The 17,013-nt window shown below is 69.3% G+C and carries 8 protein-coding genes; 5 read left to right on the top strand and 3 right to left on the bottom strand.

All coding sequences use genetic code 11. From position 1 onward, the window contains the following. Nucleotides 1–9: 9 nt before the first annotated feature. Nucleotides 10–1,257, bottom strand: a complete 1,248-nt coding sequence (locus tag ACFC2L_RS14760) for an ATP-binding protein (RefSeq protein WP_375825035.1) — start codon at nt 1,255–1,257, stop codon at nt 10–12. A 228-nt stretch (nt 1,258–1,485) separates the two neighbouring features. Between ACFC2L_RS14760 and ACFC2L_RS14755 the strand changes: the two genes are divergently transcribed. Continuing rightward, nucleotides 1,486–2,325 carry an HNH endonuclease gene (locus ACFC2L_RS14755; RefSeq protein ID WP_375825034.1) on the top strand — a complete coding sequence of 280 codons (840 nt, stop codon included), beginning with the start codon at nt 1,486–1,488 and terminating at the stop codon, nt 2,323–2,325. Nucleotides 2,326–2,435: 110 nt separating this feature from the next. Next, a complete protein-coding gene (locus tag ACFC2L_RS14750) occupies nt 2,436–4,832 on the top strand; it encodes a HelD family protein (protein ID WP_375825033.1) in 2,397 nt (798 codons plus the stop codon). Nucleotides 4,833–4,920: 88 nt separating this feature from the next. Here the strand turns inward: ACFC2L_RS14750 and ACFC2L_RS14745 are convergent, their stop codons facing one another. Continuing rightward, nucleotides 4,921–5,472: a hypothetical protein gene (locus ACFC2L_RS14745; RefSeq protein WP_375825032.1), complete on the bottom strand. Its 552-nt coding sequence runs from the start codon at nt 5,470–5,472 to the stop codon at nt 4,921–4,923. A gap of 41 nt (nt 5,473–5,513) precedes the next feature. Next, nucleotides 5,514–5,900, bottom strand: a complete 387-nt coding sequence (locus ACFC2L_RS14740) for a hypothetical protein (RefSeq protein ID WP_375825031.1) — start codon at nt 5,898–5,900, stop codon at nt 5,514–5,516. Nucleotides 5,901–6,157: 257 nt separating this feature from the next. Between ACFC2L_RS14740 and ACFC2L_RS14735 the strand changes: the two genes are divergently transcribed. From ACFC2L_RS14735 to ACFC2L_RS14725, 3 genes are all read left to right on the top strand, one after another. Beyond that, nucleotides 6,158–9,196, top strand: coding sequence for a helicase-related protein (locus ACFC2L_RS14735; RefSeq protein WP_375825030.1), 3,039 nt, complete (start codon nt 6,158–6,160; stop codon nt 9,194–9,196). Beyond that, nucleotides 9,196–14,142: a class I SAM-dependent DNA methyltransferase gene (locus ACFC2L_RS14730; RefSeq protein WP_375825029.1), complete on the top strand. Its 4,947-nt coding sequence runs from the start codon at nt 9,196–9,198 to the stop codon at nt 14,140–14,142. The genes ACFC2L_RS14735 and ACFC2L_RS14730 overlap by 1 nt, the downstream gene beginning before the upstream one ends. Nucleotides 14,143–14,234: 92 nt before the next feature. Further along, entirely contained in the window at nt 14,235–17,000 is a 2,766-nt protein-coding gene (locus ACFC2L_RS14725) for a DUF262 domain-containing protein (protein ID WP_375825028.1), read from the top strand. Nucleotides 17,001–17,013: the final 13 nt, after the last annotated feature.

Genomic DNA, 17,013 nt, shown 5'->3' with positions numbered 1-17,013 from the left:
GGCAGGGTGTCAGGGTCCCAGGAGCGCCGCCGGGACGACGGCGATCCCGTCTGGGCGGCGGTACGCACGGGGCCCGGTCGTGACGACAACAGCGTCGGCCAGGTCGTCACCGAGCCGCTGCCGGAGCCACTTCAGGTGCCGGAGGTCCGCCTCGGACGGGGTGGGCGTTAGCTTCACCTCGATCGCGACGACGCTCCCCTCGGGGCCTTCCACGACGACGTCCACCTCGTGGTCACCGTTGCGGGTCCGCAGATGAGAGACGGCCGCGCCGCTGGCGAGGGCGTAGACCTGCACGCACATCGCCACGAGATGCTCGAACAACGGCCCCAGAAGATGGTCGCGTCGACCGCGGACGAGCGACGCCGCAGAGGCCCGCAGCAGTCGTGCCGCGAGCCCCGGATCTGCCAGCTGGTGCTTCGGGGTGCTCGCGAGCCGGTCGAACTCGTTGCGCGTGGGCAGCCACGCGGGAAGCGGGTCCAGCACCCACAGCCCACTGAGGACGTCGCGGTACGCGAGCGTCGTGGTCCGTGCCGGCTTGTTCGCCTCGCCCGGAGTGGCCGCGTCGAGGATGCGGCTGTACTGGGTCGTGGTCGAGGTCGCGGCGGCATACCCAGCCAGCCACGCGGCGAGGACCTGTGGCTTGCGTACCGGGTAGCCCTGCTCGGGGAACTCCCGCTGGACGAGGTTCTCCAGGTAGGCGTCGATGAGAGCGGGACGCGTCTGCGCTGGCTCGTCGTAGATTCCCGGGAACCCGGTCGCCACGATCTGCTCCGCGTAGTCGGTCAGCCGGAGGCCGCTGTCGCCCGTGATCGTCGCACCTCCACGCAGCAGCGCGGTGAGGCTCACCGTGGGCTCCGCGACTCCGCGCTCCGCAAGGCTCAGCGGCCGCATCCGGAACGGCACGATGCGGCCCGCCCCCGAGTGGACGGTCGCTCCCCGCGGCGCAGAGCTCCCCGCCAGGAGGAGCCGTCCCCGAGGTGATCCGTCGTCGACAGCCCGACGCACGACGTCCCAGGACTCCGGCCAACGCTGCCACTCGTCGATGAGCACCGGGCCGGGGAGCTCCGCGAGCATATCGGGCTGAGCGGCGAACGTCGTCCGCTCGACCTCCCGGTCAAGGCGGATCACGGTTCGCGCACGCCTGCTGGCCGTCGCGGTCTTTCCCACGCCCTTGGCACCTTGCAGGACGACCGCCCGCAACGACGGCTGCACGTCATCCAGGACGGTGTCGATGACACGTCGACGGTAGATATCCACCCAGCTACGCTACCTCTAGCAGGGCCTCTAGGCTACCTCTAGCAGACTTTCTACGCTACGTCTAGCAGGACATCTACGCTGCACATGGCCGAGGCAACAGAGCAGGTCGGAGTTGCTGACACTCGACAATTCACCCCAAGGACGCTTGCTCTTCGCGAGAGTGCCTGATGAGCTTCCGGCATGGAATCCGCCGTTGAAACTGCGCTTCGCACGCGCATCATCCAGTGGGTGCACGAGCGCGCTGAGGCGAACGGAGGGTTCCTCCACCGCGACGAGCTGCTGGATTTCCACATCGACGGCCGCAAGCTCCCGGTGATCGACTACTCGCGCGGGATCCGGAACCCGCACAGCTTCTCGTCGACGCTGTCCATCGTGAGCTCGGCGCACGGCCCGTACGACGACACCGAGTCCGACGACGGCCTCCTGCACTACGCGTATCGCGCCGGTGACCCGTGGTCGGGCGACAACCGGAAGCTCCGCGAAGCGATGACGAGCGGGATGCCGCTCATCCTGTTCCGCAAGGAAGTCCCGAACATCTACACCCCGGTCGCCCCGGTGTACGTCGTGGACGACGAGCCGGAGAACAGCCAGTTCCTCATCGCCCTGGACGAGGCCTTCCGGTTCATCCCCGATCCGGCCCACCTCACGACCCCGCAGCGCGAGTACGCGCTCCGGCTCGCCAAGCAGCGACTGCACCAGCCGGCGTTCCGCACCCGCGTCCTCGTCGCCTACGAGACCCGGTGCGCGATCTGCGAGCTCAAGCACGGCGCACTGCTCGACGCGGCGCACATCGTGCCGGACAGCGACGAGCGTGGACTGCCGACCGTGAACAACGGGCTCGCCCTCTGCAAGATCCATCACGCTGCGTACGACCAGAACATGCTCGGCGTGACGCCTGACGGCGAGGTACGCATCGCGCTCGAGCTGCTCGCGGAGATCGACGGCCCGATGCTCAAGCACGGCCTTCAGGAGATGCACGGGCGCCACCTCACGCTCCCCCGCCGTCGTGCCGACAGACCCGACCGAGAGCTCCTTGCATGGCGCTTCGAACGCTTTGGACGCCCGTAACCCGCTCACGAAGGTCACTCGCTTCACGGCGCGGGTGAAACCGCGAGGTGGTTTCGCCCCCGTGTCGGAGGTACGGGTTAGTGTTCGCGCAACCACATCGAAGGAGACGTGTGAACACTCCGCCGGTCGCCGCGTCGCTCGCTGACGAGCAGGCCTACTTCACCCATGCCCGCGACGTCCGGGAAGCGAAGCGGGCCGCGCGCAGCGCGGCGCCTTCGGCTGCGGGGGACAACAAGGCCGCGAGCAGGCTCAAGGCGAACGCCGAGGCCGACGACACGTTGGGAGATCCTTCGGACGCCGCCGCGTACCTCCGGATCGACACGGAGGACGAGACGTTCTACGTCGGGCGCGCTGGGGTGCGGGACGACGCCGGTGACGTCCTCGTCTACTCGTGGAAGGCCCGCTTCGTCCAGGGGCTCGCCTCGGCGACCGCACACGACCCGGGCGACGTCCTCCGTCAGAGGCGTTACCACGTCCAGCCGGTCAACACGATCACGGAGACGAGCGACACGGTCTTTGCCGAGCTCGCCCGGCGCATCGCAGCGCTGGAGGACCTCGACCCCGGACAGGATCCCGTCGCCTACGTGATGGGCGAGGACTCGTTGCTGGTCGATGCGCTCGAGCAGGAGCGCAAGCCGGAGATGCGCCAGATCGTCGAGACGATCCAGGCGGCGCAGGCGGCACTCATCAGCGCCGACGCCGAGCAGCTGCTCGTCGTCCAGGGCGGGCCCGGCACGGGGAAGACCGCGGTCGCGCTCCACCGCGTGTCCTCGCTCCTCTACGAGGGTGACGTCGCACCTGACGAGGTCCTGGTCATCGGCCCGAACCCGACGTTTACCCGGTACATCAGCAAGGTGCTCCCCGAGCTGGGCGACGAGCACGTACGCCAGACCGACGTCACCGGGCTGCTCGGAAAGCCGGTCACGGTCAACGTCAAGGAGGATCCGGCAGCAGCACGACTCAAGGGCGACGACCGCATGGTCGACGTCCTGGCGAAGGGCCTGCGCGACCGGCTGCGCTTCCCGACGGAGGACCAGCCGTTCACCGTGCGCGGCGTCTCGTGGCGCGTGCGCCTCGAACCGAACGAGCTGGCAGCCCTGATCGACGACGAGAGCGACAAGCCCTACTCCGTCGGCCGAGGCGCCTTCCGCGAGCGCCTCGCTTCCGAGATCGCGGTCAAGGCTCGTCGGCGCGCCAAGGACGACGGCGACCGACTCACGGGGGACGTCCGCGATCTTCTCGACGCCACCGAGATCGACAACGCCGTGGAGCGCATCTGGCCTCAGCTGTCACCGCAGTCGTACGTGCGCGACCTCTTCGGGTCGCTCGTGCGGCTGGCGTCTGCAGCGCAGGGAACGTCACTGACCGTCGGCGAGATCCAGCTGCTGCGCCGCGCGTCGGCCCAGCGGATGTCGGAGCAGTCCTGGTCACGTGAGGATGTCGTCCTGCTGGACCACGCGGCAGCGGAGATGGGCGGCGAGAACGAGTCCTACCGGCACATCGTCGTCGACGAGGCTCAGGACCTCTCCCCGATGCAGTGGTTGGCCATCCGACGCCGCTCGGCGAACGGCGCGTTCACCGTCGTCGGCGACATCGCCCAGTCGACCGGCCTCTGGGCGCGCGACAGCTGGGACGATGTCGTCGCACTTCTCCGCTCGCCGCTCCCGCACGAGTCCGTCGAGCTGAAGTACGGGTACCGCGTCCCGCGGCAGGTCATGGATCTCGCCGCGAAGCTGCTGCCGACGGCGGCACCTGGTGTCACAGCACCTCTCGTCGTCCGCGACGCACCACGCGCTCCCCAGCTCCGCGAGGAAGAGCCGGCATCGGTCGCTCGCGCCGTGCTCGAGGCGATCCAGGAGCACTCCGGCAAGGGCAGGTTCCTCGGTGTGGTCTGCCCGGACGCCCGGCGAGAAGAGATCGTCGCCGCGCTGCGCGACGAAGACATCAACTGGGACGACGCGGACAACGGCGCACTCGGTGCGTCGATCAACCTTGTCAGCCCGGTCGCCGCGAAGGGCCTCGAGTTCGATGCTGTCGTCGTCGTGGACCCCGCCGAGATCGTCGGTGCGGGGCCTCACGGCGAGCGCATGCTCTACATCGCGCTCACCCGCACGACGAAGTACCTCGACGTCGTCTACCCCGTGGGCACTCTCCCGCAGGCACTCGCGCCCGAGTCGGACCAGGTCAGCTCACCGCAGGGCCCGGCTGTCCCGTCGGCAGCGCCCGAAGCCGTTGAAACTCTTGCGACTGCATTCTCACCGAAAGCTAGCGAGCCCGAGCCCGAACCAGAGCCGGCGCAGGCGCCTTCGGGGAACTTCGAAGCAGCTGGAAGCACTCCTCATGGCACGGCGCTCGTCGGCCTCACCTCTGCTCAGCAGAAGACGGTGCAGTTCCACGCGCAGAACGTTCTGGAGCTCTTGGAGGAGAACGCACCCCCGCGCATGTGGCGACACGTCCTGTCGGCTGCGCTCGAGCGCCTTGACCGGAACGGACCGCAGCAGCCCTGACTTCGGGAGCGCGACGCGCCCTTCGACGACGTTCCTGTCAATGACCTGCACACGCGGATCGAGGTGTTGACCACATGGCCCGGCAGCGCTATCCGGCGTTCAACTGCGCCTCGTATTCCCTTGCCGACTCCATGATCTCGTCCTCCGAAATGAAATCGTCCCATTCGCGAAGGTAGGGACGCTGCTCGTCGGCACCATTGGTGCAGACCACGTCGTCGTGCCAGTCGTCGTTGTAAGTGGGCGAATAGCCGCAGGACCAGGTCGGGGCCACCGTCAGGTCGTCTACCGGGCCAGCCGAGCAGAGTCCTTCTTGAACGGCAAAGTCGAGGGCGGCGGGCATGACGTCGTGCGCTGCGATCTCGGCGCAGGAGTCGTTGCCCGCGACCTCGGCAAACGAGGTGAGCGTGACGTAGTCGACGAAGACGTCGTACTCCGTCGGGCACTCAGCCCCCAACGCGTCCAGCTCGCCGTTGATCGCGCCGTCTGTGTCACCGGCTCGCAGACGAGAGATCACACGCTCAAGGAGCGAACTGCACGACGCCGCCACTGCCTCGCCACCACCGGTCCCGTACGAGCCGTGGTCGTCGCTCTGCGGCGCGTACGGCGCGGTGCAACCGCCGAGAAGTACGGCGAGACCCACGACCCCGCCCACGGCAGTTCTGGGGCTCGGCTGGCGTTCCCTCATCGTGCGAGGTCGCAAGCGACGGCGTTGTAGCTGTGGACCGCGGGGTCGTCGGTCGCGTGGAAGTGCGAGCTTCCACTCTTCCGGATGGTGACGGAGCCCAGTTCTGTCGACGAGAAGCTCGCGTCTCCAGTCATCTCGACGACCTCCCCAGCGCGTACCGTCGCCTGGCCGGCGAAGCCGTTCCCCGCGGCGTCGACAAGCAGCTCGTACTTGCCGGACTCGTTGACGTACACCGCCTGGCAGGCGTATGACCCGTCCTTGAGGTCGGCGATCGAGGACTGGCTGTTGTACCACCAGATGACACCCACGATGCCGACAGCGATGGCCGCGTAGGGCTTCCATGTCCGCCAGATCGAAGGTGGAACGGTGTCGCTCTGAGCCATGGGCCGAGTCCCCTCTTTCCCCGATGAGCACGCAGGCGCAGACGCTACTGGGCCGCGACGGCCGGTGATACGGCCAGCACAGAACTTCACCCGCAACCCGGACATCCTCGACACACCTCGCGGATACCCTCAGGGCATCCCGATCGTCGACTTTCCAACGGAACGCACGGGCCGCGTTCCGGGAGAAGATGACCCGAGCAACGTGCGGGCGCAGACCCTCACTCGAACAGACATGGCACCACGCAAGGAGCAGGCACGTGACAGCGACGGCGGAGTCACGAACAGAGTTCACCGCGGCCCCGGGGTCGACGGTTGTCGTCCGGGACGAGGAGTGGCTGGTCACCCAGATCGAGCCGACGACGGACGGGCACTTCGTCCACGTCGTGGGGTTGTCGGAGCTGGTGCGTGACACGGAGGCGGTCTTCTCGACCGCGCTCGACGACGTCGCGGTCGCGGACCCGGCGGAGACGACGGTAGTGGCCGACGGTTCGCCCAGGTACCGCACGTCGCGCCTGTGGCTCGAGGCGATGCTGCGCAAGACGCCGGTCCCGATCGCGGACCCGGCGCTCACGACGGCGCACCGGGCGCTGGCGGACCCGCTGCCGTACCAGTTCGCGGCGGTGCGCAAGGCTCTGGACCCGGACAACCTGCGTCCCCGCATCTTGCTGGCGGACGCGGTGGGCCTGGGTAAGACCCTCGAGATCGGCATGATCCTGTCGGAGCTCGCGCGGCGGGGGCGCGGCGAGCGGATCCTCGTCGTGACGCCGAAGCATGTGCTGGAGCAGATGCAGTTCGAGCTGTGGACGCGTTTCGCCCTGCCGTTCGTCCGCCTGGACAGCACGGGCATCCAGCGCATCCGGCAGAAGCTGCCGGCGAACCGCAACCCGTTCGCGTTCTTCAAGCGGGTCATCATCTCGATCGACACGTTGAAGTCCGACAAGTACGTGGCGCACCTGCGCAAGCACCGGTGGGACGCGGTCGTGATCGACGAGTCGCACAACGTGACGAACTCCTCGACGCAGAACTTCCGCCTCGCGACGATGCTCTCCCGCCAGACGGACGCGCTCGTCCTCGCCAGCGCCACCCCGCACAACGGCGACCCCAGGTCGTTCGCGGCGCTGGTCCGGATGCTGGAGCCGTCCGCCGTCAAGCCCGACGGCGTGGAACTGGACGAGAAGCAGGTGGAGCGGCTGATCGTCCGTCGGCACCGGCACTCGCCCGAGGTCGCGTCGGTCGTGGGGGCGGACTGGGCGGAGCGCAGGGAACCGCGGAACGTGCTCGTCCCGGCGTCGCCGGTCGAGGAGGAGATCGCGGTCGAGCTGGAGCGCACGTGGCTCTGGCCTGCCGGTGGTGCGAGCCCGTACTCCGGCAAGGGTGGTGCCACGCTCTTCCCGTGGACGCTCGCCAAAGCGTTCCTGTCCTCCCCCGCCGCGCTGGAGGAGTCGATCCGCAAGCGGCTGCGCGTCCTGGAGGGCGGCCGGCAGGAGTCCGACGACGAGGACTCGCTCGTCGCCCCGGACACCACGGACACAAGCCCCGTGCCCGACGGCGAGGCGCACCTTCCCGGCCTGGCCTCGCCCGGCCCGGGAGCGGCGTCGGGCACCGGCACGCGAGACGCCGAGCGTGCCGCGCTCACGCGCCTGCACGGCCTCGCCCGGCGCTCGCTCACCGAGCCGTCGGCGAAGTACGACGCGCTGCTCGACCACCTGCGAGGCATCGGCGTCCGCAAGGGTGCGGAGATGCGCGCGGTGGTCTTCGCGGAGCGTGTCGCGACCCTGGGCTGGCTCCGGAAGAAGCTCGTGCAGGACCTCGGGCTGACGGACGAGAACGTCGTCGTGCTGCACGGCGGCCTGTCCGACGTCGACCAGCAGGCGATCGTCGAGTCGTTCAAGCTCGCGTCGTCGCCGATCCGCGTGCTGGTGACGGGCGACGTGGCGTCCGAGGGCGTGAACCTGCACAGCCACTGCCACCACCTGGTGCACTACGACATCCCGTGGTCGCTGATCCGCATCGAGCAGCGCAACGGCCGCATCGACCGCTACGGGCAGAAGCACGCCCCGCAGATCACCAGCCTCCTGCTGGACCCGCAGACGACCCGACAGTTCGGCGGCGACCTCCGCGTGCTGACCCGTCTGATGAAGCGCGAGCACCACGCGCACACCGCGCTCGGCGACACGGCGTCGCTCATGGGCGAGTACTCGGTGAAGGCCGAGGAGAAGGCGATCGCGGACGTTCTCCGCCGAGCGAGGTCGCTGGAGAGCGTCGTGAAGGAGGTCGAGGAGGTCGTCGCCGACGACGGTCCCGCCGGCCTCCTGGCGCGTCTGATGGGCATGGGCGCCGCGGCTCCCGCCGAGCCGGAGACCTACGCCTCGACGGTGGAGACCGGCGGCAGCACGGGCGTCTACGACGACGAGCTGTCGTTCCTGGAGGACGCGCTCACCCAGATCTGCACGACGCCGGGGCAGGAGCCTCCGAACGGCGTCGCGTGGAAGACCTACCCCCAGCAGTCCCTCGCCTCGCTCAAGCCGCCGCGCGACCTGCAGCAGCGGCTGGAGGTACTGCCGCAGTCGTACCTCACGGACCGGAACGTGACCGAGACGCTGCGGCTCGCGACGGCGACCGCGCGCGGCACCCAGGAGCTGGTGAACGCGAAGAGCGCGGAGTCGCGCTCCACCTGGCCGGAGGCGCACTTCCTCGGGCCGCTGCACCCGGTGGTGGACTGGGCGTCCGACCGTGTGCTCTCGACGTTGCAGCGCCGCCAGGTGTTCGCCGTGCGCGGCGGCGTCGAGGACCTCACGGTGCTGGTGCAGGCGGCGTTGTACAACGTCCGGGGTCAGGTCGTCGCGACGTCGTACCAGACGGTCGCGTTCCCCAACCCGGACAGCCCGTCATTCGGCCTCGCGTCGCAGCACGCGTCGTCCGCCGACGCCGTCGCGCACCTGCGCGTGGGCACCACCAACACGGGAGCGATCCCGGGTGCGGAGGCGCTCCAGCCGTTCGTCCGCCAGGCCGTCGCGTCCGCGGAGGCGTCGGTGGGCGACCAGATCGAGTCGATCCGCGCCGAGACGCAGGAGCGCGTCGAGGCGTGGCTGCGACGCAGCCAGCACTGGCGCATGGAGGCGTCGGCGCTCATCGGCCGCGAGGCCGCGGCCGCGAGGTCCGGCATCGCGAGCCGCCAGTCCGACGTCGACGAGGAGACCCGCCTCGCGCGGGAGATGGTGCCGCACCGCACCCTGCTGCGACCCCTGCTCGTCGTCGTCCCCGTCGACCAGCCCGACACCGAGGAGAACCACTGATGGCCGCGAGCGACGCGATCGTCGTCGGCGAGGACTGGATCAGCGAGCACTACGTCGGGTCGGACGGCAAGCAGTCCTTCCGGACGCGGGTGCTGGAGCGCCGCAAGGCGTGGGACGACGCCGAGAAGGAGGGCGAGCAGACGACGCGTGCCCGGTTCGTGGGTGCGCGGGCGAGCCTGCTGTCGACGCTGGCGGGGCTGGGCGAGGAGGGCGGCCGGTTCGCCGTGCTGCCCGAGCTCTACGCAGAGCTACGCAGGGTGCTCGGCTACACGTCGGTCGCGCTGCAGTCGAAGCAGGATGGCCCGGTGGTCCGGGTCCACGCGACCGGCTTGGAAGCCGCGGCTCCTCTCGTGATCGTCGAGGCGGTGGCGGTCAAGGACGTCGAGTCCCTGCTCGCCAAGGGTGACCGGGACAAGCCGTCGCCCCGCGACCGGACGCTGCTCGAGCCGTACGCCGTCGACGACACGACGCAGATCCACTCGGTGGCGCGGCTGCTGTCGTACCTGTTCGTGCAGGACGACGCGCCCGAGTTCGCGCTCGTGCTGGCGGGCGGGTGGATGCTCGTCGCGGAGAAGGCGCGCTGGGCGGAGGGCCGCTACCTCGCCGTCGACCTGCAGCTCGTGGCCGAGCGGGCGGACGACAAGCGCGGCGGGGAGACGGACACGGCGCTGACGTGCGTCGAGGCGGCGTCGCTCGCCCCCGACCCCGAAGGCAACCTGTGGTGGCCGGGCGTGCTGGACGAGTCGGTGAAGCACACCGTGGGGGTGTCGAAGGACCTGCGCGAGGGCGTGCGGCTGTCCATCGAGATCATCGCGAACGAGGTGGTGCGGCGCCGTGCCGCGCAGGGTCGGGACCCGCTGCCGCAGGCCGAGGCGCAGGAGCTCGCCGGGCAGTCGCTGCGCTTCCTGTACCGGATCCTGTTCCTGCTGTTCGCGGAGGCGTCCCCGGAGCTGGGCGTGCTGCCCGTCGGCGACCCGACGTACGAGCAGGGCTACAGCCTGGACCGGCTGCGCGAGCTGACGCTCGTGGAGATCTCCGGCCCGCGTGCGGAGGACGGCACGCACCTCTACCAGTCGCTGGGCACGCTGTTCCGGCTCGTCGACGCCGGGCACGACGGCGCGGCAGGAGCGGCGCGGGACGAGCGGGTCGGCGGCGAGGTGCGCCGGGTGGACGACGGGGCGGACGGCCTGACGTTCCAGCCGCTCAAGGCGGACCTGTTCCTGCCGGCGAAGACCGCGCACATCGACGCCGTCGGGCTGGGGAACGCGGCGCTGCAGCAGGTGCTGCGGCACCTGCTGCTGAGCAAGGAGTCGAAGGGCAAGGACCGCGGGTTCATCTCGTACGCCGAGCTCGGCATCAACCAGCTCGGCGCCGTGTACGAGGGGCTCATGAGCTACACGGGCTTCTTCGCCACCGAGGACCTGCACGAGGTCGCCAAGGACGGCAACGCCGAGAAGGGCTCGTGGGTGGTGCCGGTCGTGCGGTCGCAGTCGATCGCATCGAAGGACTTCGTCACCGCGCCGGACCCGGTCACGGGCGAGCAGAAGCCGGTGGTGCACGAGCAGGGCACGTTCGTGTTCCGGCTCGCGGGCCGGGAGCGGCAGCAGTCGGCGTCGTACTACACGCCGGAGGTGCTGACCCGGTTCACGGTGTCGCAGGCGCTTGTCGAGCTCATCGGGCCGGACGAGGTCAAGGAGGGCTCCGTCGAGTGGGAGGGCCGCGAGGTCCCCCGCACGATGTCGGCGCGCGAGATCCTCGACCTCACGGTGTGCGAGCCGGCCCTCGGCTCCGGCGCGTTCGCCATCGAGGCGGTGCGCCAGCTCGCCGCCGCGTACCTGCGGCGCAAGCAGGCGGAGACGGGCGAGCGGATCGACCCCGACCGCTACGCCGCCGAGCTCCAGAAGGTCAAGGCGTACATCGCCCTGCACAACGTGTACGGGGTGGACCTCAACGGGACCGCCGTCGAGCTCGCCGAGATCTCCCTGTGGCTCGACACGATGGGCGAGGGTCTGCAGGCGCCGTGGTTCGGCCTGCACCTCAAGCGCGGCAACTCCCTCATCGGTGCCCGACGTGCGGTGTACCGCCGCGACCAGCTCGCCAAGCGGGCGTGGCTCACCGCGGTACCCACGGACGTGCCGCTCGCGCCGTCAGACGCCGACCGCTCCGCCGGGCGGTCCAGCTCGCTCGGCGACGTGGGCGGGAGGATCCACCACTTCCTGCTCCCCGCCGCTGGCTGGGGCTCGGCCGTCGAGGCGAAGGAAGCCAAGGAACTCGCCCCCGAGGCGCTGGCCCGCCTCAAGGCCTGGCGCAAGTCGATGCTCGTGACGCCGTCGAAGAAGCAGGCTGACGAGCTGGTCAACCTCGCGCACCGGGTCGAGACGCTGTGGGACCTCGCGCACCAGCGGCTCCGCATCGCCGAGGACCAGATCCGCCGGTCCATCGACGTGTGGGGGGCCGACGACCTGCCCGTCGGCGGCGCCGTCACGCGCAAGCAGATCGAAGAGGCACTGGCCGACGCGAAGGGCGCGTACCAGCGGCTCCGACTCGTCATGGACGCGTGGTCGGCGCTGTGGTTCTGGCCGCTGACTGATGGGTTAACCCGGGTCAAGTCTGACGACGGTTCCGAGGAGAGCGTCGAACCGCCGACCCTGGACGAGTGGATCGCCGGCCTGCGCGCCGTACTCGGCGTCCACGCCGAGACCGGAGCCTCGGGGCGTGGACGGAAGTGGACCGGCGGCGACCAGACCCTTGCGTCGACTGCCGACTGGGACGAGCTCAACGAGGCCGAAGAGCTCGAGCTCTCGTTCGCCGGTGTCGCATCGCCGGAACGAGTGCTGCGCGAGCACCCGTGGCTCGTCGTGTGCCAACGGGTTGCCGCTCAGCAGGGGTTCTTCCACTGGGAGCTCGACTTTGCCGCGGTGTTCGCCGCTTGCGGTGGGTTCGACCTTCAGGTGGGTAACCCGCCGTGGGTCCGGCCGATGGTAGACCTTGAAGCCCTGCTCGCCGAGGCCGACCCGTGGTGGCAACTCAAGAACAAGGCGACACAGTCGGAGCTCGCTGCTCACCGTGAGTCTGCCCTCGCCACCGAGGGCATGGTCGACTTCGTCGTCGGCGCGGTCGGTGACGTCGAAGTGACCAAGGAGTTCGTCAGCTCCGTTCAGGACTACCCACACTTGGCCGGGCTACAGCCCGACCTGTATCGCTGCTTCATGGAGCAGACCTGGCGGCATCAGTCCACGGCCGGAACGACCGCCCTCATCCACCTCGAGTCCCATTTCACGGACGAACGAGCGGGTCTCCTCCGTGCCGCAACTTACGAACGCCTGCGTCGCCACTGGCAATTCATCAATGAGCTCCAACTCTTCGAGATCCAAAACCAGAAGCTATACGGCATCAACATCTACGGCGATACCGGCCGCCCCCGCTTCCTCCAATCGGCGTCCCTCTACCACCCCGACACGGTAGAAAGGTCACTCCTCCACGACGGAACAGGCGCGGAGCCTGGGATCAAGGACTTGGATGGCCAGTGGGACCTACGACCTCACGCCGCCCGAATCGTCCACGTCGACGACGAAGTACTCGGCACGTGGAATGAAATTCTCGAAGGTGTCGATGTTCCCCTGCGCCAGAGTCGCATGGTCTACGCGGTGAACCGGGCGACGGCTGGGGTACTCGGTACTCTTGCTTCCGCGCCGCGAATCGGGTCGCTCGGCCTCCAGTTCTCAGCGGGATGGCACGAGAAGAACGACCGCACAAGAGGCCTTTTCGAGTCCGATTGGGGTAAACCCGGAGCCTGGCGAGACGCGATCCTTCAGGGTTCGCACGTCGGTGTCGGCAATCCCGCCAACAAGAACCCGAACCCGACAATGGCAAATCAACGGGACTGGACCGCCGTTGACCTGGAAGATCTCGGCGCAACCACGATCCCGGCGACGTCGTACAAGCCGCGCGGCGACCGCAAGGCCTACGACGCGGCGTACACGCACTGGACCCGCGACGTCGTCGTCGGCCCGGACGGCAAGCCCATCGACGACTCCCCCGCCGTGGATCCGAAGTTCATCCGCCACGTGGAGACGGCTTCCCGCGCCGACGGCACCACCGTCCGCACCGAGACCGTCTCCGCCCGCGCCTTTTACCGCCTCGCCTGGCGCAACATGGCCGCAAACACCGGCGAGCGCACGTTCATCCCGGCGATCATCCCGCCGGGCACCGCGCACATCCACGGGGTCTCGTCGCTGGGCGCACCCGCCGCCGGGTCGCGAACCATCGCACTCGTCGGGTCCATCGCAGGGTCGCTGATTCATGACTTCGCGGTGCGCTCCGCACCGAAGTCGACCATCTCCGCCACGACCGTCGAACGACTCCCGATGGTCGACGAACGCCTCCAGAACGAGATCCTGTTGCGTGGCCTTCGCCTCAACTGCGTCACCGACGCCTACGCCGACCTCTGGGCCGAGTGCTACGACGAGGCATTCCGCGACGACTTGTGGACCGGCCTGCCGGAGCGCACGGGCTGGGTGGACCTCGGCGACGTCGACCCGGTGTGGACGCCGGAGACGCCGCTGCGCCGGGCGGAGGACCGCCGCCAGGCATTGCTGGAGATCGACGCCCTGGTGGCGCTGTCGCTGGGTCTGACCGCGGACGAGCTGTGCACCATCTACCGCACCCAGTTCCCGGTGCTCTACGGCTACGACCGCAACCGGGACCACTACGACGACAACGGCCGCCTCGTCCCGAACACCGTCCTGACCACGTGGCGCAAGAAGGGCGGCAACGACGGCCGCTTCTCGGAGGACGACCTCACCGCCGTCCACCCGGGCAGCGGCGTCGCCTACACCTACGAGCTCCCGTTCCAGACCCTCGACCGCGAGGCCCATATGCGCCAGGCCTACGCCGAGTTCGAGCGCCGCCTCGCGGCACGAGCCGAGCCCGCCATGCCAGCGTAGACGCCTGCTGACTCGCACGAGCGAGTCAGCAGTTCCGCACGCCAGTGACACCATCCGCCCCCGCGAGACCACGAAGGACGAGGAACGCTCGAGTGGAAACGAACGTCCGGACCCCGCAGCAGATCTTCATCCAGCCGCAGCAGATCGTGGTCCCACTCTTCCAACGCCCCTACGTGTGGGAGGAGGAGGACCAGTGGGAGCCGCTGTGGCAGGACGTGGTCCGGATCGCGTCGATCCGGCACAGCGGCTCGATCGGGGCGAGCCACTTTCTGGGGGCCGTCGTCGTCCAGGCGGAGGAGTCCGCAATGGGGAACCTCATCGTGCGGAACGTCATCGACGGTCAGCAGCGGCTGACCACGCTTCAGCTCCTCATGGATGCCGCGGGCGCCGCGTTCGAGGAGCGCGGGCTCGACCGGTACAGCACCCAGCTCGAAGCCCTGACGCACAACAACCCTGCGTTCGTGGACGACGAGGAGCAGCGCCTCAAGGTGCGGCACACCAACCGCGACCGTGCGGCGTTCGACGACGTCATGAACGCGGAACCGCCGGTCACCCACGACGACCTGCCGCACTCGACGTCCCGCATCACGGCGGCGCACGCGTACTTCGCCCGCTGCGTCGGCGAGTGGCTGGACGGGGAGGGCGACGTCAGTGCCGGGGTACGGCCGGACGACGTCACGCAGCGGGCGGAGCTCCTGGCCGGCGTGCTGTCGAACGGCATCCAGTTCGTCGTCATCGACCTGCAGGCGAACGAGGACTCCCAGGCCATCTTCGAGACCCTCAACGCTCGCGGTACTCCCCTGACGGCCGCCGACCTGGTCAAGAACCTCGTCTTCCAGCGCCTCGCGAAGGAGGGTGCGGACGCACGATCGGCGTACCGGGACGTGTGGCCCTTCGACTCCGCGTTCTGGGACTCCGAGATCACGGTCGGGCGTGCGACGTCGACGCACGCAGCCCTGTTCATCAACCAGTGGCTCGCGGCGACGGTCACCGAGGAGGTGCGCCCCAGAGCGACCTTCACGCGGTTCAAGCACTACATGGAGCACGAGGCCGGACGCCCGATGCTCGACGTCCTCATGGACATGCGCGCGCAGGCCGAGCTCTACGAGCGCTGGACCCGCGCCGTCGGGGACACCCGCCGGAGCCTCGACCCGGTCGAGATGTGCATGTACCGGTCGCGCGCGATCGGATCGGCGGCGCTGACGCCGATCCTGCTCAGGCTGCACCCGGCGGACGACACCCTGCCCGACGACGTCGTGTTCGGCGTCGTGCGCCTCGTCGAGAGCTGGCTCGTGCGTCGCACCCTGCTGCGGCTCACCTCGACATCCCTGGGCCGCGCCGTCGCCGAGGTCCTCCGAGCGATGCGAGGCGTCCCGGCGGAGGGTCTCGTCGAGCGCGTCGAGGACACCCTGCGGTCCTTCCGCGTCACCTCCACCTACTGGCCGGGCGACGCCGAGATCCGCCAGGTGTTCGAGGAGGAGCGAGCCTACCGACGCTTCTCGCGGACCCGGCTGCGAATGTTCCTCGAGGCCGCCGAGAACCAGCTCCGGGGCGAGTACGACGCGCAGCAGGTACCACGCGGCGCGTACCCGATCGAGCACCTGCTCCCGCAGTCCTGGGAGAGGAAGTGGCCCGTCGACAACCTTCAGGACGAGATCGCGCGCAACTCCCACGTGCACCGGCTGGGCAACCTCACCCTCCTGACGGGCAAGCTCAACTCGTCCGCGTCGAACGCCGCGTGGCTCGGCCGCGGCGGCAAGCGCGCGAAGATCGCGCAGCACGACGTCCTGCTGCTGAACAGTCGCCTGCTGACGATGAGCGAGACCGGCTGGGACGAGGAGCACATCGACGTCCGGACCCAGATCCTCCTCGACGGGATGCTCGCGGTGTGGCCGGTACCAGACGCCCATACAGGTGAGGTCACGGACGCCCGGACGAGCGGTCAGGTGAGCGTCACGGTGGCCGAGCTCGTCCATGCTGGGATGATCGCAGCCGGCACCATCCTGCGGCCGCGGTCCGGGACCTGGGGCGCCAAGACCGCCGTCGTGACCGAGGCCGGCCTGATCGTCGTGGACGATCAGACGTTCGACACCCCGTCACGCGCCGGCCGCTACGTGCGCGGCGGGGTCACCAACGGCTGGACGTTCTGGTCGCTGGAGGACGGGCGTCGGCTCGCGGACGTCCGGCAGCAGTTTCGACCAGAGGCGCCGTCGGCACCCGACGAGGCCGCCCGCCACTGGGACCCCGAGACCGACCTCGACGACGCGTCGGAGTACTGGGCGGAGATCGGCGACCGGGCACGGAGCATCTTCGCCGCACTGGTCGCCGCCGCTCCCGAGCCGGTCCCCGCGCCCGTCCTCGCCGAACGGGTGGGAGAGGAGAGCGTCCGATCCCTGGCCGGCGCGCTCGCGTTCACGGACCGTGCGGCGGCGAAGCGCGGGCACCGCATGCCGTCACGCTTCGTCGAAGGCAACCCGAGCTCGTACTGGATGGACGAGTCGACGGCCGAGACCTTCGCGGCTGTCATCAATGTGGTGGAGGAGGAGCGCGCGGAGCTGCCCGAGCTCTCCGATGACTGGGCCGAGGCGATCCGATCCGGCACGGAAGACGAGGCAGCACTCCTCCGCGTCCTGTCCGAGATCGACGGCATGCCCGTACCGGCGGTCGGCGACGAGCTCGTCGAGGGCATTCCCGTGTCGCTCTCGTGGCCGAATCTCAGGCTGACGGCCACCGTCGACACCCTCGCCGCCGCCGACCGGGATCTGATCGAGTCGTCCGGATGGGTCCTGATCCCGTTCGACGCCGATGCCGTGGAGCGGGCGGTCAAGGCGGCCGTTCTCGCCGCCACGTCGAGATGACGGCTTCATAGCG

Source organism: Cellulosimicrobium sp. NPDC055967 (genome assembly GCF_042269845.1).
Lineage (GTDB): Bacteria > Actinomycetota > Actinomycetes > Actinomycetales > Cellulomonadaceae > Cellulosimicrobium.
The sequence above is the reverse complement of the archived record's forward strand: the minus strand, read 5'-3'. Positions and strand labels throughout refer to the sequence as shown.

Excerpts from the sequence above, each read along its gene's own strand:
- ACFC2L_RS14740 (WP_375825031.1), bottom strand. The coding sequence starts at position 5,900 with ATGGCTCAGAGCGACACCGTTCCACCTTCGATCTGGCGGACATGGAAG.
- ACFC2L_RS14730 (WP_375825029.1), top strand. The coding sequence starts at position 9,196 with ATGGCCGCGAGCGACGCGATCGTCGTCGGCGAGGACTGGATCAGCGAG.